Source organism: Mesonia hippocampi, from assembly GCF_014197445.1.
Lineage (GTDB): Bacteria > Bacteroidota > Bacteroidia > Flavobacteriales > Flavobacteriaceae > Mesonia > Mesonia hippocampi.
In genome coordinates this window covers 40,949-63,132 of the sequence record NZ_JACIFO010000012.1, presented here as the reverse complement: position 1 = coordinate 63,132, position 22,184 = coordinate 40,949, and the positions used below count along the sequence as shown (strand labels likewise).

Below are 22,184 nucleotides of genomic sequence, written 5' to 3'. Positions count from 1 at the left end.
AAAACTGTATCGCCTAATTGAACTCCATTGGTTGCAGCATCATACCAGATAACATTGCTTTCGTTTACAACGATGTCTGCAATACTTGGCATATCTGAAGCACAGAAAGTTTGCGTGGTTTCTGCTGCCGTTGGTGATGCAACATCACTTACAACAACAGTTGCTTTGGCTAATGTTCCTGGTAAATTCTCGCAGAAATTATCGCCCTGTACACTTACATAATAAGAGGTGGTTACTCCTGCGGATAAACCTTCTACTGTTAAGGTTCCATTAGCAGAAATATGATAGGTTACTTGCCCCGCTGTATCTCCATCTAAAATAGGTTGAGAAGTATCGTTAGCTAAATACCAATTAAATTGCGGGTTTACTATTCCTAAAACAGTTGGTGTTATTACGGCATCATCCGTATAACAAATCGTTTGATTCTGAACAGTGATATCTGATGCTGTAGCTGCTATCTGAATTTCGAAAGTAATTTCTCTACGATTAGCTATTGTAGATTCACACACACTATCCCCGCTTATTCCTACACTATAAGTATAAATACCATTCGTTAACATACCTAAATTCAACACAGAAGAATCTGAAAAAACAACTGAGTCTCCCACTTCATCATACCAGTAATAGACTGGATTAGTGATTGTACTTGAATCTGAAAGTGCAGTTGTTAAAACAACGCTTTCGTTTTGATCTAAACATAAAGGTCCTGAAATATTAGCTCCGTTTACTTTGATAGGCTCTAAATCTGTTTGTAGTGCCGATGCAGTAATACTCACTTCTATTTCTTGAGACGACCCATATTCGCAACCGTATCTATATGCTTGAATTTTGTAGGTATAAGTTGTATTCTCTTGTGCATGAGAAGGAAGCTCAAAAGTATCTTCCGACAACTTCGTTAATAAATTATTGTTTTCATCACGAATCTCATAGGTTGTACAATCATCCTGTAAGGAAATGCTTATATTATCTGTTGCACATATAGCTAGTTTGTTATCTGTACCGTTTTGGATTGAAATTTTCGGCTCTCTTTTTATTTCATATATATTAATAATATCCAATACATCAACTACACCACCATTAGAGATTCTTATTCTATCGTAAGGTAAGTCGTCCCCTGGATCTACCACAAGCCTTTTGGCTGTACTAGACCCTAAGCCTAGAAGCTCTAAGCTAAGTAAACCTCCTGCTGTATCTAGCGGAGCTCCTACCTTGGTTGTTCCTAGATAACGCTGAATACTAAAGCCTGATAACAAGCCTAGATTAAGAATATTGTTAGGGTTTGATAAGTAAATATGTATTTTATCCCCTTCTAAAGAAGCTGATTTAAAGTCTACGGTTAATTGCGTTATTGCTGCTACACCAACTCCATTATACATAACGGCATAGGTATTCATATCATCATCTACCGCATCCCATGGATTTTCTACACCTGTTAGTCCTGTAAGCGCACCTAAAGCCGCTACTTGATCTACGCCTGCAAACACATCTTCTACTTGCCCTTGTTGACAATCTAATACCTGCCCTGCTGGGGTACGATAATAAGCTCCGTAAACATTTACTGAGTTTCCTATGCCTAAAACACCGCCTACCATGACTCTTACTTCATCATAATCTTGGGGTCCGCTACTGTTAGAAGGCACAAATGTATATTCGTATGAATTTTCTCCATTAATTAAATTAAGTAAATCCATATCGACGATTTTAATCGCCCCAATATTTTGCCCATTTTTTCTACCTACAACCGAAATACCGTTTAATAAGCCTAATACACCAACTTCTGGTCCTAGTTTTATGCTTACAGGTGTTCCTGCTGCGATGGTTTGGTTTGACCATGAAAGATCTTGGTATGTAGTACCTAAACCTAAAAGAACTAATCCTGTTGTTATTGTTGAATAGGTTTTAGGGTTTCCGTCTACGGCGTTATTTTTATTACTAACCCCTCCCAACAATGTGGTTACCCAACGTTGTTGGTCTGCATATACTCTTTCTGTTAGTGTAGGACATGCCGTAGCATCGTATACCGTAATGGCAAACTCTTTTGTTGCTGTACAACCTGTTACGGCATCTTCCACAGCTACCACATAAGTATAAACTCCTGTTTGAGAAAAACTTAATCCTGTTGTAGTAGTTACTTGTTGTCCGTTTCCATCATACCAAACAGGCGTTAATCCATTAGGTATGGTGGTTACTGCAGGTAAATCTACTATACCGCCTAAAGCAACTATTTCCGAAGTCTTAGTCAATGTTATTTCTGGCACGGCATTAACCGTAAGTGAAACGGTCTCTACAGCTGAAGGACAAATATTATCTCCAGTAACATATACATAGTACTCTGTAATTGCTGTATTTGCATTTACCACAATAGAATCTCCTAATACAGGTGTATCGGCTAGATTAATATCTTGGTGCCATGAATACACTGGGTTATCTACGGTGATTCCTGCTACAGAAGCTTCTAGAGTTATGAATTCCCCTTCACAAACAGGATTTCCTGCTCCAGTTACAGTTACCTGAGGTACTGCGTTTAGTACTTTAAATGAAACTTCAAGTAAATCGCCCGCTTCCGACTCACAATTATTCTTATTTGTTGCCGATAAATAGTACGTGTAAGGGGTTGCTGATGCAGGCAAGCCATCTACAGCTAACATTCCTAAGTTATCTATAAAATAATCTACGCCTCCTACAATTCCTGAAGAAATAGGTTGTGTCTTATTAATATCAAAATACCAATCGTAAGTAACATCGTTAGCATTAAGGCTACTTCCTAAAGCTAATCCAGGTACAATTTCCACGGTTTCTCCTGTACAGTAAACAGGTTCAACTTCTGCTCTCAAATCTACAGCATTCGGCACTTTATTAACCATCACGCTTACTGGTAGTCTATTTGCTTCTTCACAACCATTATACGATAATGCTACATAAAATATATTTTCTCCTAGTGTAGTAAGCGCTGGTGTTGTATAACTAACTGAATTGTTAATTAATGGAGTTCCGCCTACTTCTTGCGCATACCAATGTACCTGATAGCCTGAAGCTGGAGTAACGGTTAGTGTTGTCGTGTCGCCTTCGCAAACCGACACATTTTGTGTTACAATTGCTGGATCTTGGTAATCTATACTTCCTTTATAAAGTAAGAAGTTATTATTTAAAAGTCCTAAAAGCGGTCGGTAAGTCACTCTAACTCTATCAAATACACCTCCCGAAGTAATCACAACCTTAGCTTTTGTTCCTCCCGATAATAAGGTAACATCGACTAAAGCATTTCCTGTAACTGCATCTCCGTTTGCTGTTCCGCCATTATACGTTTCAAAAGTAATACCACCTAATAAGGTTAAATTTAGCACTGCATTTTCTTCTCCTATAATAAGCTCTACCTTATCACCTGATTGACCTTGTTGCTGGAATACCAACTCTTGCCACACTCCTCCAATTACCGAAGCTGGCGCAACAAATCTAGAGGCCGTATTTATATCTCCATCAACGGCATTTTGAGCTTCATCTACTTCACAAAGCACACATACAGGAAGCACTCCTGAGGTTTGTGTATTTGCAACGTAACAATCTAATGCGTTGGCAGAAACAACCGTTATGGTAACAAAAACTGAAGTTGACGTCTCTGTTGCTGATTGCGTATAGACTTCATAAGTATATGTTCCTGGCGTTAAAGAGCTACCTGTTTCAAAAGTCATTTGTCCCGTTGCTGCATTTTCTACAACAAGCGTATCTCCATTTTGATCTTCCCAAATAAAATTCACACTTGAATTTGGCGTTGCTGTTGCTACAAAAGAAGCATTCTCCCCTTCTGTTATTGTAATGGTCGTTGGACTAACTTCTGGCGGCAATAAAGCAGCCGTAACATTTACGCTCACTGTGGTTTTTGAGGCACTCACACAAGTAGCCCCTATTTTAGCTTCCACCTCGTAGGACTGATTTGAAGTCACATTTCCTACCATAAAGGTAGTTCCTGTATGTACTGCATTAGCCCCATCGTACCACACATACTCTATATGATTTTGTGGATTTTGAATTTCAAAAACAGTAGAACCTCCTGAATTTACGTACTTAACAGCTTCTACAACTGTAGGCGCTACCGCTTGTGGATGTACAAAAACGTTTACTGCTTTACGTGCCGATTCTGTAACACAACCCGCTTTTGCTGAAGCCACATAATAAGTAGCATCTTGCATCAATGCAGGAGTTACAAAGTCTGCAGCTCCTTCAAATAAAGGCGTATCGGAAGTTAAATCTGAATACCAACGTAAATTCCCTAAGGTAGATGTAGCTGTTAAGCTAGCCGTTTCTCCTTCACAAACATGGTATTCCGACACTGATAATGTTGCGGCTGCAGGAACTTGATAAGCTCCATACACTTTTACAGATTTTGTTAATTGTAATTCTACTAAAGAAGAGATAGTCACTCTAACCCTGTCAAAACTTGTTCCGGGTGCAAAAGGCACTTTTACACGTTGACTATTGCTTAATAATCCTAATAAGTCTAAATCCAACAAGCTCCAATCATCAAAAGTTGCCACAAGCGTACTTCCTAAAAAGGCTTCTATCTTAATTCCGTCTGCTACATTTAAGCTTAATAATGTAGGATCATCTACCTGTAATTCAACAACGGCTTGATCGGTTGCTTGTGAAGGCGAATCAAAATAAATGGTCTGACTTAAGCTTCCTGCCAAAGACAATAAACCTAACCTTAAGTTTGAATAAGTATTAGGGTCTGCATCTATTGCATGTGCTGGATTTTCAACTCCATTTTGCCCTAAGCCTAGTACATCTATAGTTCCTCCAGAACCTGAATATGAAGTAGCAAAAGGCTCTCCACACATACGCTGTCCTGTTGTATAATAAGCCCCATAGACATCCATGGTTTCCTTAACCCCAAGACCTATAAGTGACGACATTTTATTCTCTACATATATTTTATCATAAGCAAAATTCGGGGTAATCGCCAACAGGTAATTGCCATGCTCATCAATCACTAATCGCATTTCGTCACTTGAAAAGCCATTTTGACTCGAAGCTTGCAATACATTAGTAGGCAACACTCCTCGTGCTTCTACATTAAAATAATGGTTCCCTAGAAGTACTGTTCCTAATATATCGGCTAGAGCTCCACCTAGCTCTCCTCCTAATAAAGCATTCAGCAAATCATCATCAAAATCTAAATGCAGGTAACTCGTTGTCCCAGCGCTTAAAGGTTGTGAGAACTTAAGCTCTAAATACCCAGAATACCTCCCAATCCCTAAAGCTAATCCGCTAGAAGCTTCTAAGGTTGCTGCCCCAGCTTCAGCAGTGGCATTAGCAGAATTTGTCACATGACTTTCACTAACTACCTGATCTGCATAAGTTTTAGTTACTTGCCCGTTAACCGACAGTGACAACACAAACAAAAGAAGTGTGTAGACCATCGATGTTTTCCTAACTTTAATGTTAAAAGTAAAATTATTACTCATAAAAAACTATTTATATTAATCCCAAAAAACCATGTTTTCAAAAACAAGCCTGAAATCTTAATGATTCCAAAATTCCGTCTAAAAATTTAACACTTTTAATTACTTATGTTCACAATACTTTAAACAAAAAGCATTTAGAAATCATTACATTGTATATAAATACACAAAAGGAGTTTTTTAACTAAAAAAACCCCTACATAAACACTCATAATCAAAAGATTAAATTATTTTTTTTAAAAAATATCTAAAAAATAGATAAATCACTCATTTACAATACAAAATTAACACACAATAATTGAATATGCAAATAAAAAATTCACATAATGCGAACAAAATAATTAATAACTTAAAAGAAAGATTGGGGTTACAAACCGATAAAGAACTAGCCTTATTACTAAATGTTAAACCGAATACTTTATCGACTTGGAGAAAAAGAGAATCAATAAGTTACGAGCATGTTTTAAATTTATGCAAAAAACAAGAACTCGATTTAAACGATATTTTTGATAACATTAACATAAAACCCTACATAAACACTCCATACAGTATACCGCTAATTTCTAGAGAGAACCTTTTTGAATATATTATGGGGAAATTTAGCAACAGTATAGAAAAGTTACCTCATTATTGTTTACCTCATCTCAACCCTAATAACAACTATGCCATTATCCAAGCTCCAGATAATAACATGGCACCTATTGTTAAACAGGGAGATTATATGCTTTCCAAATCAATATGTCCGAGTACAATAAAGCCCAACGACGTGATTATGTTTTTAAGTAAAGTAAAAGGATTTTATTTAAACAGAGTGCGAAAAATAAATGAAGAAACTATTGTTATTCAAAATGAAAACCCTATAATGGGAAAAAATATACAGCAAATCAATATTCGTGATATTGACGAAGTTTGGTTAGTTAAAGCCGTATTAAGCTACAATTATGACAAAAAATAAGCCAACCATAAAACCCTTTTTATACCTACTTATTATACTAAATATATTCAGTTCTCCTCTACACGCGCAACTATTAAACAACAGCAAGCATGAAATTTACACGCGAAAAGATAGTCTTCGGGGTTATTTAAACGAAAAACGCCTTTTTGATGTAAAAAAATACAACCTGGAAGTAAAAGTAGATATTGAAAAACAATTTATTTCTGGCGTAAATCATATAGATTTTACTATTAACACCCCACTCCCTATCATGCAGTTAGATTTATTTTCCAACATGAAAGTAGACTCAATCGTATACAAAAACAAAAAACTCAACTACACCAGAGAATTCAACGCCGTATTTATAAATCTCCCCAAAAACATTCCTTTAGATAACAAACAACAATTAAGCTTTTATTACTCCGGAAACCCTAAAATAGCAAAAAATGCTCCTTGGGATGGAGGTTTTATATTCACCACAGACTCATTAGGCAATCCCTGGGTTAGTGTTGCCGTACAAGGAACAGGGGCTAGTTTATGGTTTCCTAATAAAGACCACCAAAGCGATGAGCCTGACGAAGGTGCCGAAATAAACATTATTGTACCCGAAACATTAGTAGCTGTTTCTAACGGAAAACTCACCCATACAGAAGCCCTGCCTAAGCAATTAAAAAAATACAGTTGGAAAGTAGTAAACCCCATCAACAACTATAACATTATCCTAAACATAGGAAATTACACCCTTATTGAAGATAAATTCAACCAATTAGCTTTAAAGTATTACGTATTAGAACAACATAAAAAAGAAGCCCTTAAACAATTTGCACAAGTGAAGCCTATGCTCGCCTGTTTTTATCAAAAATTTGGAGAATATCCTTTTACAGAAGATTCCTATAAACTAGTAGAAACCCCTTTTTTAGGAATGGAACACCAAAGCGCCATAGCTTATGGTAATCATTTTAAAAATGGCTATCTAGGGAAAGATTTATCTCAAACTGGCATTGGTTTAAAATGGGACTTTATCATTGTACACGAATCTGCTCACGAATGGTTTGGCAATAGCATTACCGCAGCCGACATTGCCGATATGTGGATACATGAAGCATTTACCTCCTATGCCGAAGCTGTTTTTGTAGAATGCCAATGGGGAACACCAGATGCGCTCAGCTATTTAGAAGGAGTGCAAAAAATAATTAGCAACACCTCTCCTATTATCGGGGATTATGGCGTAAATAAAGAAGGCTCTCCAGACATGTATTACAAAGGTGCAAACATGCTAAACAGCATAAGAAGCACCATTAACGATGATAAAGCTTGGTGGGAACTGTTAAAAAATTTCAGCATCAGCTTTAAACACCGCATAACCAACAGCGAAGAAGTAATCGCTTATTTCGATAAGCACACCAAAGCCAAACTAACTCCTATTTTTAAGCATTATTTATACCAACCTGAGATTCCTATCCTAGAAATAAAAAAACATAAAAAAGGAATAGCTTACCGCTGGAAAAACACCGCTAAAAATTTTAGAATGCCTGTAGAAATAGTAGTTAACCAAAAAAGCATTCGCCTAAAACCCTCTTCTAAACGCTGGAAAAAAATAAAAAACATAACTCCGCAACAAGTTACAATAAACCACAAGCGGTTTTATGTTGCTTTAAAAATAAACGAAAATTAATCTGTACTTGCTGCTAAGGTTTTTAACCTATTAACCTTTCCGGTATGGGTTTCTTCAAACTTTTCTATGAAGTATATTTTTTTAGGTTTTTCAAATTTACTTAAACCGTCTAGCTTATGTATACTTGATTTTAGATCCTGTAAAGCTTCTTCAGAAAAATGAGCCTCTACAAACAGCACCAATTTATCGCCCAAAGCATCATCTGGTAAAGCGGCGATAAAAAACCGTTGCAGAATTAAAGCCTGTAATTTTCGTTCTACTTCCTCTGGATGTATTTTTATTCCTCCGCTATTAATAACATTATCAAACCTTCCTTTCCAAAGGAATTTTTTATAGGTTATCAATTCAACAATATCATTGGTTACTATTTCTTTTTCGCTTACCGCAGGTGCGTTAATCACCAAGCAATTTCGTTCATCGATTTTTATAGTTACTTTAGGTAAGAGTTTAAAAGGTTTCTCGGCGCCTAAAGGCTTATTTTTTTTTGAATTTACTTTTCGCGCAGCAATATGGGTTACGGTCTCTGTCATCCCATAAGTTTCATATACTTTGGTATCTATCCCTTGTATTAAACGTTTTAAATGTACCGAAATAGCTCCGCCGCCAACAATAAGTTTTTTTATTAAGTGCAACCTCCCTAAAGAGTTATCTAACTGAAAAGGCGTCATGGCGCTAAAATCATAACGTTTAAAAACAGCATCTAACGGATTTGATTTAGGCTGAACACTATCTAAATGCCATCCTAAAACCATTGCTCGCACCAACATTAATTTCCCTGCAATATAGGTTGCGGGTAAACAAAGTAAAGCTGTTGTTTTTTCTGGTAATTTAAAAAACTTTCCTGTTGCCAAAGCACTATTAACCATAAACTGCTTTTTAACCTTTATGGTTTTAGGAGTTCCTGTAGAACCAGAGGTTTTTACAAACACATAATCTTTATCATCAAGCCAATCTTGAATAAACAGCGCTATTTCTTCCTGAAAAGGTTCACCTTCATCCAAATAGAATTTTGCTAAAGCTAGCAATCCATTTTCGTCGAGTTTGTTTTGATTAAACCTAAAATCAGGGTGCACTCGAAAATTGTATGTAGTTGTTTGAGGTAACATAATGCCCAAAATTGTAAAATAGTTGCGTTTTTTACATCAACAAATTAACAATAAAACATTAAATTAACTCTCGTTTTTCTTCTTTTAACACAACCACCTTCCCAAATAATTTTTCTTTCCAATTATTCCACTTGTATTTACGCGCCATAATAAGAATAAACACTGGATAAAAAACCAATACAGGAACTAAAACATCTAAACCTGCCGAAGGATCTGAAATGTCTTTAAAAATAGAATCGGTTTGAAATGCGGTCCAGTCTGCCGTAATTAATAAAGCGCCTATTAAGTTATTTCCTGCATGAAAACCAAGGGCGAGTTCCATCCCCTCATCCATCAAGGTAATAATTCCTAAAAAGAAACCTGTACCTACATAATAAATCATGATAATATAGCCCATCTGAGCTACTTCTGGATTGGTAATATGAAGTAAACCAAAAATAACAGATGTTACCACAAGAGGAAGCCATTTATTTTTTGCCCATAAACCTAAAAATTGCATTAGATAACCTCTAAAAAAATATTCTTCAAAACTGGTTTGTAGCGGCACCATAATAACAGCAACAATACACAGAATTAAAAAAGGTAAGGGTTGAAAATTAAATTCAAAATCCTCGGGAACAAGCCAATAACCTACCAATACACTTACTATGGTATATATTGCCACAATACCAAAACCAAAACCAACCCTACTCCAATCTATCTTTTTTCGTGCCGTAGTAAGACTTGTAAAACTTTGCCCGTGAATAAACCTAATTGCCAAAATAACTCCTACAAGTCCCATGGCAAACGTAAACAACATTAAAAATAATGCTAAATTGCTATCTAAACCACTTAATACCTGCATAGGGTCACTTGCCACTGTTGTTAAATCTCCTGCAAATAGAATTACCGCCGTTAAAGGAATTTGCCCCATAACAACCGCCGCTATTACAAGCATTATTCCTATAATGTAACGCCATGGTTCGTGCTTAAAACGTCCTGCTTGTGCTATATACATATATTTATTTTAAATATTAATCTCCCAGCTTGATTCTGGATTATATTGTAATTGATCCCCTTTTAAGGTTAGCGGACAAGGAATATTGTTGGTATATAAACTTCCTGTTCCTAATCCTTGTGGCATCTTAGTGTTAAGCATATAGGTATATTGTGCTATTGCATTAAGCCCTACATTACTTTCTAAGGCACTTGTAAGCCACCAACCTATATTATTTTCTTCAGCTAATTCTATCCAATCTTGTGTACCTTGATACCCACCTATCAAACTAGGTTTTAAAATAATATACTGTGGTTTTATTGTTTTAAGCAATGTTTCTTTCTTAGACTTAGAAAAAACACCAATCAGCTCTTCATCCAACGCAATAGGTAAGGGAGAAGCTTCGCACAAATCTCGCATGACTTCCCACTGTTTTGCTTTTATGGGTTGTTCTATGCTGTGTAAGTCGAGTTCGTTTAATATTTGAAGTTTTCTTAAAGCATCTTTAGGTAAAAATGCTCCATTAGCATCTACTCTAATTTCTATGGTATCGGCATCATACTCACTTCTTATATAAGAGAGTAAATCTATTTCTGATGAAAAATCTATTGCGCCTATTTTCAGTTTTATGCACGAGAAGCCAGCTTCTAGTTTCTCTTCTATCTGATCTTTCATAAAGCTTCGTTCCCCCATCCAAATAAGTCCATTAATTGGAATACTAGCTTCCCCGCTTGTGAACTTTGAAGGGTTTAAAAGAAAAGGATCTTCTGCTGCTAATGATTTCAACGCCATTTCTAATCCAAATTGTATGGAAGGAAATTCAACCAATTTAAGCAGTAATTCTTCTTTAGTAAGGTGAATATTTTCACAAAGCCATTGTAGTTTTGCTTCATAATCTGGCCGATTATCTATACTCAAACCTTTTAACAAACCACATTCTCCTATCCCTACTTTAGTGTTGTGAGATAGTTTTAAAAAATAAGTTTGTTTTTGGGTTAATACGCCACGAGATGTACCACTAGGACGCTTAAAGTTTAGTGTATAGGCTTGGTAGCTTGCTTTAATCATAGATATACTATACTTCTAAACTTCCTCCGATAGGTAATAAATGGAGTTCTTTATTTTTCATTGCAAATTTCTCTTTTGTTAAGGCATGGTCTATTTTTATATAGCCAAAAGTATCGTAATGGCAACCTAAAATTCTATCGCATTTTATAAATCCACTTGCCAGAATAGCATCATCTACGCCCATGGTAAAATTATCTCCAATTGGTAGGACAGCTAAATCTAACTGTGTGTGAATAGGAATTAGCTTCATATCTGCCATTAATGCGGTATCTCCTGCAATGTACACATTCCCCTCATCGGTTTCTAGGATAAAGCCTCCTGCTTGCCCGCCGTAAGTTCCGTCTGGGAAAGAGCTGGTATGTACTGCATTTATCATTTTTACATTTCCGAAATCAAAATCCCAACTTCCGCCAAGATTCATAGGATGCACTTTTATTCCTTTTTTCTCATAATACGTAGCAATTTCAAAATTACTAACAATGATTGCTCCTGTATTTTTCGCGATGCTTTCCGCATCTAAAATATGATCCTGATGCGCATGAGTAAGCAAAATATAGTCTGCTTTTAGGCTCATGATGTCTATTTTATCTTTTGCTAGTTCATTTCCTGTAATAAAAGGATCGACTAATATAGAGGTGCTTCCTACTTGTATCCCAAGTGTATTATGCCCGTAATATGTAATTTCCATGTTGCTCTGTATTAAAAGGCAAAAATTACAAAAACAAAGCTAAAAAACAAAGCCGATAAGCTAAATACTTACCGGCTTTTATCTTTATTGTTTTTAGGTTAGAAAGAGGTGGTTATATTAACCGTAAGTCCTGCTGCTTCTGAAACCATTCTACATATTCCTCCTACACATAACAAGCCTCCTCGCTGCCTTCCATATTGTACTGCTATGCGAGTTGATTTTTTAGTATAGCTTATTCCTGCATTATAGTAATGTATTCGCTTATTTTTATAAAGAATTTTCCTTTAAAAAAATAAAAACATGAGGTTCATTTACTATATCCACAACTCTCTTTAAGTCTTGATTTTTATCTAAAAGTATTTCATACGCCCAAGACTTCACGTTAACCATAGGCTTAACTCTTTTGGCTGTTCTTGCGCCATCTACAGAAATCGCTACAAGTTGTACTCTTGTTTCTGCCTTGCCAGTCTATATAGACCTCTCTAATTGCATCTAACTCCTTTAAACAAGATTCGTACTATGTCCGAAAAAAGAAATTACTATAAACTTCCGTCTTCTAAAAAAGAACGAACAGTAAACTCTTCCCTATTTAAGTCATTCAAACTTACATTAGAAATTTCATCCTGTAAAAAATCACAAATATTAAAAATAATCATCAAGTTTTTCATACTACTTATTTTCATGTTTTAATATCTAAAAAAATCTACTTAATTACGAATATTAGATATATTTAACAACAAACATATTCAGACAAAATTAAATACAAAATCTATAACTTTTAACTATATTTGCTCAACTATCTACAGTAGGTAATTACCTAGCTGTATATTTTGGTAATACTTAGGCATAGCTAGATGCTGAAGCTACACTAGAAACTCCTACTTTAGATTTATCTCAAGCTGGTAACTTTATCAAACGCCTTAAATAATAGATTATGAAGCATTTATCGATAATTATTATGCTACTTTCTGCAATGAGTTCACTCGGACAAATACGAAATTTCAAGGATATTCCGAAGGATATTTTGGAAAAGTTAGACAAAACAGGAGCTGATGCTTCGCCTCTACTGAACAGTTATGAAGCAGCATACTTAAATGTTATTTTCAAAGACAGTTTGAAGGGGTTTGATTTTACAGGAAAAAAAGTAGGATTTATTCATAGAGGTGTAAAGAGTGATAAACAAGAATACTTTAGCGATGTTAAAGGTAGATACCATAGTAATAGTACGCCTGTTGGTGGTAGTGGTTTGTATATTTTTGACGCTGCTCAAAAAGTAGAAAGTGGTGGATATGATGCAGCGATTGTGTATTGGAGTAAGTTATTTATTCCCACTAATAAAGTAGTAAAAAAATTAAAAACACGGACAAGCAAAAAATGAGTGGCTTTTACACCTCATTTTATTTTTAGAAAGCGGCAAAGCCGTTTTTTCTTCCATTCCCAGGGCTTCAAACAGTCATTTCTAAAAAGTTATCAATAATCGCCTAAACACGCTGTAAACCCTTTGCTAACAGTGCTCTCCTCTCTTTTTCATTTAGCCCCCAATCGCTTGGGTTTAGGTGGATTTTAAGAGGGGTTTGTTTGGGTACTTTGGTTGGTTTTGTGGTGTTTTTCTTATTGGCTTTTAGGTTCGGTTTTCGGTCAGTTTTTCCGCTTATTTTTCTCTTTTTTATACTCCCGATTTCGGGAGCAAGGGGGCTTTGTTTCACGGCTTTGCTGTGGTAGGATGGTTAGAATATTTATAAGGATTTAATACTAATAGAGAGTCTTACTTTCTGTCAAAAATAAAGCTATACCAATTACAGCTTGGTATATTATACTAACCATACGCACTTAATTTTTAGAAGGGATAGTGAGAAAACACCGCAAGCAGTTTTAGGAAATTTTAAAGGATATACAAATAAATCAATTGTCAAGGACAATATAAGAAAACCCAAAATAAGCTAAAAAAAACAAAGCCGATAAGCTAAATACTTACCGGCTTTTATCTTTATTGTTTTTAGGTTAGAAAGAGGTCGAAAAATTGATGGTAAAACCTGTATTTTCTGGCACATACCTACACACTCCTCCAACACAAATTAAACCTCCTCGTTGTCTTCCGTAATTAACAGCAAGCCTAGATCTTCCTTTTGTATAGCTTCCGCCTACATTATAGTAATGCGTTTCTTCTCCTCCATAATTCCATGCATCATTAACATACACGCCAAATCTAGGAGAGAAATTATACTCTAGTAAGGTTCCTGCCCAATTTTCTTTATCCTGTTTTGTCCATAAATGCTGAAGCTCTAAACGCACAGATTTTCCTCCACCTAACTTCAATGTATGTTCAACAACACCTATGTTTGCTTTTATATCTTTTTCTCCTAAAAGACTAGCGTCAACAATACCTTTATCGATAATTGTATTGGTATAATAATAAATTCCGCTAAAGTTTTTTGTCCATTTTTTCTTAACTTCAACAGTTAACTCTCTAAAATAACGATTTCCAGCACCTAAAAACTCTGAAGAATAACTATCTGTACTCGGTTCGAAAGTAGCATCTAAACCTCCCCAATAAGAAAAGTTTGCAGATAATTTTGTTCCATATTTACCTCCCAAAAATTTTCCTCTCGGGAAAGTATAGTAAAAATCTACCTGAGAACCCATTTCTCCCGCTTGTTGCTGAAAATCTAAAATTATTAAACGAGACTGCGGGTTGTACACATAAATGTTAGACAATAAATAATCATGCTGTTTAGTTAGCGCAGGCACATAATTAATACGCTGCTGATTGTATTCATTCCCTTCCGCATAACGATCGGAATAAAAACTAAAGTTTTCTAACCTTCTAAAGCTTGCATTTACCCCTAATCCGCTTTTAGCATAGCCTAAGTTAAGCAACATTGCAGAACCTTTATACGTATGTGCTTTATTGGTTATGGTATTATCGTTTACTAATACATCTGGATCTTTATGAACGGCTTCGAAATTAGCAAAAAAGTTTTCATATATAAAATCTACTCTTCCTGCATAAGCATTTAAGGTGGTTGGCACTTTTGTGTTTCCGTCATTCTCTTGGTACCTCCCTACGTAACTTCCTCCAACTTCAACAAAAAGTTTCTCTACACCCAACAATTCACCTACATTTAAGTTTACATCGAGTCCTTGAACTGTTCCTTCTGAAAGTTCAAAACCTACTCGTTGTTGCCCATATACTCCTGTTAAATTTAAATAATCTGTTGGGTCAAACTTTACCTTCACCCCTCTTAATGCGGTATTAATTCCCAGCTGCCTGTCTTCCCATGACCTCAATATCAATCCGCTTCCAAACTGCTCATAAAAATACCCTGCAGTAATATCAAGATTTTCGTGCTTATAGTTTACAAAATAATTAGCTATTCCGTTACCTTCAAGAGTAGGATCGTAACCCAATAAAGGCGTTGGAAGATAAGCTTCGTATTGAATACCTGCGGTAAATTTTCCTACATTATAATTTAAAAAGAAATAATTATTAGCTCTAAATTGATCATCTGGAGCATAAAACCCCAAGTCTTTATCATCTTGAAGCCATTGTGCATTAGACTCAAACCCTCCATTAAAGGTACCAAAATCTTGAGCATTTAAAGCTACGGAGGAAATTATTACTACTACCAGGGCTAGTGTATATTTTCTCATTTACATCTTTATTTTGAGTATTCTTTTATTTTTTCATAAAGTTCATCTTCTGCACCTGGAGAATACCCTGAATGCCTATATAACACTTTATTATTCTTAACTAGTAGCGTTAAGGGAACAGAAGCCGCTCCTATAGCACGCTTAAAATCGTGATTTTCATCTAAAAGAATTTTATAAGGCCAACCTTTTCCATTTATCAACGGGCGAACTCTCTTCTGTGTTCTTGCATCATCTATCGAAATTGCCACAAGTTGCACTCCCGTTTCTTCTTGCCAATCAGGATATACATCATTAATTGCATCCAATTCCTTTAAACAAGGTACACACCAAGTTGCCCACAAAGAAATTACTGTTAATTGCCCATCTTCTGAAAAAGAACGAACATCAAACCCTTCTCCATTTAAATCGTTTAAAGTTACATTAGGAACTTCATCCTGCGAAAAAACCACTGATGTTAAAAATAAAAAAATAATTGTTAAATTTTTCATACTATTTGTTTTGTATTTTAATACCCGAAAAACCTGACGAATTACGAATATCAACCATATTTAGCAGCAATATTACATATTCAAACAGAATTAAACAATAAATAAAATATTTTTTACACAAAAAACACATGAATTCTATTTTTTAAGTATATTTGTTTAATCAATAATTATTAACTTTTTTTTAACTATGAACAAAAAAATACTTTTGAGTAGTTTACTCACGATACTTTTCACCTCCTTTATGAGTTCTCAAGTTTTTTTTGAAGACTTTGGAAATAACACTACAGGAAACTTTACCGAAAATCAAATTTCAGGGAATTTAAATTGGACAACAACTCCACTACCTACTGCAGATAATAATATTGCAATATACTTTGGTAGCACCACAGCTGAGCTAGATGCAGAATCTGCATTAGAAACACCTTCTTTAGATTTATCTCAAGCAAATAGTTTTGCATTAACTTTCACAGCTTTAATGAATGCTAACGGAACAAATGTTAATGAATTACATGTTGAAATTTCTCCTGACAACGGAACAAATTGGTATAACCTACAATCTTACACCAGCGAGATTACTGTAGGTGGAGGGTCTGAGTTAACAGAAAAGAAGATTATAATCAATCAACACTTATCTACTACTGCTAAAGTACGTTTTAGAGCAATTAACAAACAAGGTTACGTGGTAGTTTTAGGCAAGACTTTACTTTTAGAGGCTTATACCAATGATGCTGAACTTGTTGAGATTACTACTACTAAATTTCATGTAGCTAATGATGCTGTTAATATCAAAAGTAATATAAAAAATACAGGAACTGACCCTATCACCTCTCTTGAACTTAACTGGGAAATTGATGGTGCTAACACACAAACACAAAACATTACAGGTCTAAATATTCAACCTGGAGACACACAAGAAGTAACTCATACAAATACTTGGACAGCAACTGCTGGGGAACATACTTTAAATGTATTAATTTCAAAAGTAAACAACTCAAGTGCTCTTGGTGGATATTACACCGTAGAACTTGACAAAAACCTTAATGTAGCTACAAACAGCACAACCAACACACCTATATTAGAGCGTTTTACAAGCTCTACTTGTGGACCATGTGCTGCATTTAACGATGCCGTTTACAATGATTTCCATGCGCAAAGAAGTAACGAATATGTTTACATTGCCTACCATGTGAATTGGCCAGGAAGCGGTGACCCTTATCAAACTGCTGCAGCCAATAATCGTGCTTCACAATTTTATGGAGCTACAGGTGTACCAGCCTTATTTGTTGGAGGAAAACTTTCTAACTGGGATAACGCTGTTACATGGGGAGATGTTATCACAATTGTAGGAGACGACCTAGATAGAGAATTAGCTAAAAATGCATTTTTCGAATTTACCAGTGCCGATGCTACAATTACTCCGAACAATGATGTAGTTATCAATTTAGACATCACTCCTTACTTAACAGGAAACTATACCATTAGAGCAGCGGTATACGAAAAAGAAACCACAGGAAACGTAGGGAGCAATCAAGAAACTGAATTCACCAACGTAATGATGAAATTAATGCCAGAAGCAACTAATTTCTCTGCAGATACACCAATACAAAAAACAATATCCGCTAGCATGGCTAACACTTTTGTAGAAGAGTGGGACGACCTAGAAGTAATTGCTTTTATTCAAGACGATAGTAGTAAAGAAATTATGCAAGCTATCCAAATTACAAATGTAACCCTCTCTAACGATAAACTTGTTAAAGAAAATGCATTAAACATCTACCCTAACCCTGCATCAGAAATGGTAACTATTACAACTTCAGAAGCAGGAAGTTTAGAGATTTTTGATATTACTGGAAAGTTAGTTAAAAACAACATCAATTTAAGCAACGGAGATAATGCAATAAATATCAATACCTTATCTAAAGGGGTGTACATCTTAAAAATAACTTCTGAAAACAAGAACAGTTACTCAGAAAAGTTAATCATTAAATAATCTATACTTCTCCAGGATGTTGACATCCTGGAGAAGTATTACAAATAAAATGCTATGAAAAAAACAATACTTAGTCTAGGGGTTTTTCTTACAACACTTCTTAGTGCTAATGCGCAAATAGACTTACTTGACAAAAATGGAAATGTAATTACAGACGGTCAAGATTTTTCCTTCAACACCATAGATGAACACGACGCCAAGCTTTCTTTTAGTATACGAAACAATACAAATCAAGCTATAGACGTTCGTGGTGAAGTAACAGCTATCCAAGGAAGTGACGGTCAGCTTGCTAATTTTTGCATTGCAGAATGCTTACCATACGTAGAAGTTGGTTTTCTAGTTCCTGAACAAGGAGGTCTAAATATTGCTGCAAATGCAATCTCTGATGACTCTTCTGGAGGAACTTACTTTCTGAATATGGACAATACCAGTAGTTATATTAAATATACTTTTAAAGTATACCAAATAGATGCTTTAGGATTAGAAACAGGCACTCCTGTACATGTTAATTACATCTATGATGAAACACTTTCTACTCAAGAAGAATTAGTAAACGAAACTACAGTATACCCAACAGTAACTCGTAATAATATTACTGTTTCTGTACAAGAAAAAGTAACAGCTTCCCTTTATAATATCCAAGGTAAATTGCTAACTTCTTACAGCTTAGACCAAGGAGAAAACAATATAGATATTTCTCAACAAGCTACGGGAATTTATTTATTACAATTAAAAAACAATAACAATGCTGTTATCACTAAAAAAATTGTAAAACAATAAATTACTCTATTTTCATATAAATACACTAAAGCCAGCTCATTGTTAGTTGGCTTTATTTAATAAAACCCACCTTATGAAGCGACACATTTTTATTTTACTTAGCATTATTAGTGGTTTGCTTATCGCTTGTAGTGCAGATTACGATTACAGTCCTAATATCAACACAGAAGACCTCTCTTTCATCACTCTAAGTTCCTCTGCCAATGAAGGAACTATAGGCGTTAACCAAGAAGTAAAATTTATGGTAACAAGTGACAATAGCCTAGATAATAACGACATAACCAGTATTGCTACGATATACATTAATAACGAACCAATACAACAAGATAAATATACTTTTAACCAAAATGGAACTTACCTAATAGAAGCTAAAATAGACAACATTACTTCTAACCAATTAAACATAAAAGTTGCTAATGGTGATTATTACATTACTACTTCACCAGAAGAAGCAATTATAGGGCAAGAAGTAACCTTTAACCTATATAACAACGCTGGAGAAAACCTAACAGAGACAGCAACTTTTACGATAAATAATTCGTCTATCTCTTCCAATAAGTATACTTCAACTGAAAATGGCACACATCAAATTAACACTACAATCAACAACAACGTTGTAAGTGCTTCCTTTAATGTTTTTACACCAAAAAGAAAAATAGCTTTAGAAGATTACACAGGAGATTGGTGTGGCTGGTGTCCAAGAGTTCTTTTGGTCGTAGATCAAGTATATGAACTTACTGATGATGTTGTTGTTCTTGCCATCCATAAAAATGATGATATGGAAGCCAGTATTACAGATCATCTTATAACATCATTCAATGTTGGTGCGGCACTTCCTAAATTACGAGCTAACAGAACAGAAAATATAAGTGTTATACAAGATAGTAGCATCCCTGAAGCGGTAAACTACATAACTAATATTGCAGGAACAGAAACCAACATCGCTATCCAAATAGAAACAAAACTATCGGGCGATAACCTTAAAGTAACAACAGAACTTATTTCTACCGAAACCCTACCTAACTCGTACAAATTAGCTGTTTATTTATACCAAGATGGACTTATTTATGACCAAGCTAACTACTACAATACTTTAGAAGGAAACCCATGGTATAATCAAGGAAACCCTATAGAAAACTTTACACACAATCATGTATTAGAAACAAACCTTACGGAAAACTCTTTGGGAGATAACATAGAAACAACCCCTGCCTTTACTTCTTACAAAAAAGAGTTCCCCACTATTAACTTAGCTAATTTTGCTCATACAGATAATGGTAACACTTACGATCCCTCTCGTTTTGGTGTAGCAGTATTTTTAGTAGATGAAAACAACAATGCCCTTAATGCTCAAAGCGTAAAAGCTGGAAAAAAGGTTGAGTTTAAACAATAACCAATACAAGAAAAAGCACTGTTAATAAAAACGTGCTTAACGCTACTTTTTTTAATTCCGGGTCTAATAGGCTCGGAATTTTTATTTCAACAACCTTTTTAAGATGTATAAACAAAGGAACAAAAGCCACTAAACAAAAATAAAGGTGTGCTGACCCTGTTTGTGCTATCCCTATTAAATAAAGAAGCATAGCTACAAAAGCCCCTATTATTAATATAAAGTGATATTTTTTTGCCCTCATCAATCCTAGTTTCACCACTAAAGTATGCTTTCCCGATTGCTTATCGTTATCTATATCGCGCATATTGTTTAGGTTTAGTACGGCTGTACTTAAAAAACCTACGGTTACTGCTGGTAAAAATATTAACGGATTTATGGTTTTAGTGAATAGGAAATTAGTTCCCACAACACTTAATAATCCAAAAAAGACAAAAACAAAAACATCTCCCAAGCCTCTATATCCATAGGCCGATTTTCCCACCGTATATTTTATGGCTGCCCAAACTGATGCTACAGCTAGCACAAAAAACAATAAGGCAAGTAAAAATTGTTCGCTCCCAAAAGAAACATAAATAAGCAACAACGCCAATAGCAATGTTATGATAACAGTTACTATTATCCCTTGTTTCAATCCTTCTCTTGTTAATTTTCCGCTTTGTAATACACGTTGCGGCCCCACGCGTTTTTCATTATCAGTTCCTTTAACGCCATCTCCATAATCGTTTGCAAAATTTGATAATATCTGCAAGGCCAAGGTAGTAGCTAAAGCCAAAACAAAAATAAGCGTATTAGAATAACCGTTATAATAAGCCGCAGCTCCGCCCATTAATATTCCCGAAACAGAAAGTGGCAACGTACGCAACCTGGCTGCCGAAATCCACACTTTTACTTTTGCCATTAAGCTGCTATTTTTATAAGAATTTCCTTAAACAAATCTGCAGGAGTTAACGAGTTTCCTCCCACTCCCTTAGCTTTCATATCTAACTCACGAAGTGTGCTGATAATTTGACTCACCTCTTTCATGGTATAACTTTTTGCTGCCAACGCATAATCGTTTACAAAATAAGGATTCACTTTTAATGCATTTGCCACAGCTTGATTAGATTTGTCTGACAAGCTATGGTAGATAAGTAATTTAGAAAAGTAAAAATACAGCACTGGTAAAATTCTTAATATTGGGTTTGCTTTAGGATTTTGGGCGTAGTAATTTAAAATCCTAAAAGCTTTCTCATAATCTTTTATTCCTAAGGCTTTTTGCAATTCAAAATTATTAAAATCTTTACTTATACCTATGTTCTCCTCTATCAGCTCTGGGGTTATTTTAGATCCTTTAGGAAGTATCAATTGCAATTTTTGGAGCTCGTTATTTATTTTTCCTAAATCGTTCCCCAAAAATTCTTCGAGCATTACAGCTCCTTTCATGGTAATGCTATAATTTTCCTTCTTAAGTTGGCTAACAATCCAATCTGGAATTTTGCTTTCGTAAAGGGGTTTAGATTCAAATAACACCCCTGCTTTTTTTACTGCTTTACTCAAGGCCTTTCTCCCATCCAACTTTTTATACTTGTAACACATTACAAGGATGGTTGTAGGCTGCATATTATTTACATAGTCGATAAGGCTTTCTATGCTTTTGTGTAAATCTTGTGCTTCTCGCACAATAACTACCTGGTATTCTGCCATCATTGGGTAGCGCCTTGCATTAGCTATAATGTCGGCTATTTTTATATCTCGACCGTAAAGTATGCTAAGGTTAAATCCTTTTTCATCTTCAGTAAGCACATGATTTTCTATAAAATCGGCTACAACATCAATATAATAAGGCTCCTCTCCCATCAAAAAATAGATAGGTTTAAACTTTCGGTTTTTTATATCATTTAATATTTTATCTACTTCCTGCATAATAAAAATATCAGCTTAGGGTTGTTTCCTCTACAACAAATATGTTTCTTTGATTTTTGTAAGCCATGGATTCC

General features: G+C 35.1%; 18 protein-coding genes. 6 read left to right on the top strand and 12 right to left on the bottom strand.

The genetic code is table 11. From position 1 onward, the window contains the following. On the bottom strand, positions 1-5,462 hold a 5,462-nt coding region (locus GGR32_RS11140), incomplete at its 3' end, for an immunoglobulin domain-containing protein (protein ID WP_425487753.1). Between the two features lie 301 nt (positions 5,463-5,763). Between GGR32_RS11140 and GGR32_RS11135 the strand changes: the two genes are divergently transcribed. Both GGR32_RS11135 and GGR32_RS11130 read left to right on the top strand, forming a co-directional pair. Continuing rightward, entirely contained in the window at positions 5,764-6,414 is a 651-nt protein-coding gene (locus tag GGR32_RS11135) for a helix-turn-helix domain-containing protein (protein WP_183478279.1), read from the top strand. Further along, a complete protein-coding gene (locus tag GGR32_RS11130) occupies positions 6,401-8,068 on the top strand; it encodes a M1 family metallopeptidase (protein WP_183478278.1) in 1,668 nt (555 codons plus the stop codon). Before GGR32_RS11135 ends, GGR32_RS11130 begins: the two co-directional genes overlap by 14 nt. Here the strand turns inward: GGR32_RS11130 and GGR32_RS11125 are convergent. The 6 genes from GGR32_RS11125 to GGR32_RS11105 form a co-directional block, all read right to left on the bottom strand. Next, positions 8,065-9,174: an AMP-binding protein gene (locus tag GGR32_RS11125; RefSeq protein WP_183478277.1), complete on the bottom strand. Its 1,110-nt coding sequence runs from the start codon at positions 9,172-9,174 to the stop codon at positions 8,065-8,067. The two genes, GGR32_RS11130 and GGR32_RS11125, sit on opposite strands and share 4 nt — an antisense overlap. Before the next feature lie 58 nt (positions 9,175-9,232). Beyond that, the gene (locus GGR32_RS11120) at positions 9,233-10,171 is read right to left on the bottom strand and encodes a CPBP family intramembrane glutamic endopeptidase (RefSeq protein WP_183478276.1); all 939 of its coding nucleotides are present in this window, start codon (positions 10,169-10,171) and stop codon (positions 9,233-9,235) included. 9 nt (positions 10,172-10,180) lie between these two features. After that, a complete protein-coding gene (locus GGR32_RS11115; RefSeq protein ID WP_183478281.1) occupies positions 10,181-11,215 on the bottom strand; it encodes an enolase C-terminal domain-like protein in 1,035 nt (344 codons plus the stop codon). Between the two features lie 10 nt (positions 11,216-11,225). Further along, positions 11,226-11,906, bottom strand: coding sequence for a metal-dependent hydrolase (locus tag GGR32_RS11110; RefSeq protein WP_183478275.1), 681 nt, complete (start codon positions 11,904-11,906; stop codon positions 11,226-11,228). Positions 11,907-12,004: 98 nt separating this feature from the next. After that, positions 12,005-12,163 (bottom strand): DUF6029 family protein, encoded by a 159-nt coding sequence (locus GGR32_RS11990; RefSeq protein WP_343066445.1) that lies wholly within the window; start codon positions 12,161-12,163, stop codon positions 12,005-12,007. Between the two features lie 282 nt (positions 12,164-12,445). Further along, a complete protein-coding gene (locus GGR32_RS11105; RefSeq protein ID WP_183478274.1) occupies positions 12,446-12,589 on the bottom strand; it encodes a hypothetical protein in 144 nt (47 codons plus the stop codon). 251 nt (positions 12,590-12,840) lie between these two features. On the opposite strand from GGR32_RS11105, the gene GGR32_RS11100 reads away from it, so the two are divergent. After that, entirely contained in the window at positions 12,841-13,284 is a 444-nt protein-coding gene (locus GGR32_RS11100; RefSeq protein WP_183478273.1) for a DUF8192 domain-containing protein, read from the top strand. Positions 13,285-13,387: 103 nt separating this feature from the next. Here the strand turns inward: GGR32_RS11100 and GGR32_RS11095 are convergent, their stop codons facing one another. From GGR32_RS11095 to GGR32_RS11085, 3 genes are all read right to left on the bottom strand, one after another. Continuing rightward, positions 13,388-13,612: a hypothetical protein gene (locus GGR32_RS11095; RefSeq protein WP_183478272.1), complete on the bottom strand. Its 225-nt coding sequence runs from the start codon at positions 13,610-13,612 to the stop codon at positions 13,388-13,390. A gap of 295 nt (positions 13,613-13,907) precedes the next feature. Continuing rightward, a complete protein-coding gene (locus GGR32_RS11090) occupies positions 13,908-15,557 on the bottom strand; it encodes a DUF6029 family protein (RefSeq protein WP_183478271.1) in 1,650 nt (549 codons plus the stop codon). An 8-nt stretch (positions 15,558-15,565) separates the two neighbouring features. Further along, positions 15,566-16,045: a TlpA family protein disulfide reductase gene (locus GGR32_RS11085; protein WP_183478270.1), complete on the bottom strand. Its 480-nt coding sequence runs from the start codon at positions 16,043-16,045 to the stop codon at positions 15,566-15,568. A gap of 205 nt (positions 16,046-16,250) precedes the next feature. Here GGR32_RS11085 and GGR32_RS11080 point away from each other — a divergent pair, with 205 nt between their 5' ends. The 3 genes from GGR32_RS11080 to GGR32_RS11070 all read left to right on the top strand — a co-directional run bounded on the left by GGR32_RS11080 (position 16,251) and on the right by GGR32_RS11070 (position 20,208). Beyond that, positions 16,251-18,035 carry a T9SS type A sorting domain-containing protein gene (locus GGR32_RS11080; RefSeq protein ID WP_221403730.1) on the top strand — a complete coding sequence of 595 codons (1,785 nt, stop codon included), beginning with the start codon at positions 16,251-16,253 and terminating at the stop codon, positions 18,033-18,035. Between the two features lie 54 nt (positions 18,036-18,089). Next, positions 18,090-18,815, top strand: coding sequence for a T9SS type A sorting domain-containing protein (locus GGR32_RS11075; RefSeq protein ID WP_183478268.1), 726 nt, complete (start codon positions 18,090-18,092; stop codon positions 18,813-18,815). A 73-nt stretch (positions 18,816-18,888) separates the two neighbouring features. Next, positions 18,889-20,208 (top strand): Omp28-related outer membrane protein, encoded by a 1,320-nt coding sequence (locus tag GGR32_RS11070; protein WP_183478267.1) that lies wholly within the window; start codon positions 18,889-18,891, stop codon positions 20,206-20,208. On the opposite strand, the gene menA is transcribed toward GGR32_RS11070, so the two are convergent. Continuing rightward, on the bottom strand, positions 20,198-21,106 hold the full coding sequence (gene menA / locus GGR32_RS11065; RefSeq protein WP_183478266.1) for a 1,4-dihydroxy-2-naphthoate octaprenyltransferase: 909 nt from the start codon (positions 21,104-21,106) through the stop codon (positions 20,198-20,200). The two genes, GGR32_RS11070 and menA, sit on opposite strands and share 11 nt — an antisense overlap. Then, positions 21,106-22,110 (bottom strand): DNA polymerase III subunit delta, encoded by a 1,005-nt coding sequence (gene holA / locus GGR32_RS11060; protein WP_183478265.1) that lies wholly within the window; start codon positions 22,108-22,110, stop codon positions 21,106-21,108. Before holA ends, menA begins: the two co-directional genes overlap by 1 nt. Positions 22,111-22,184: the final 74 nt, after the last annotated feature.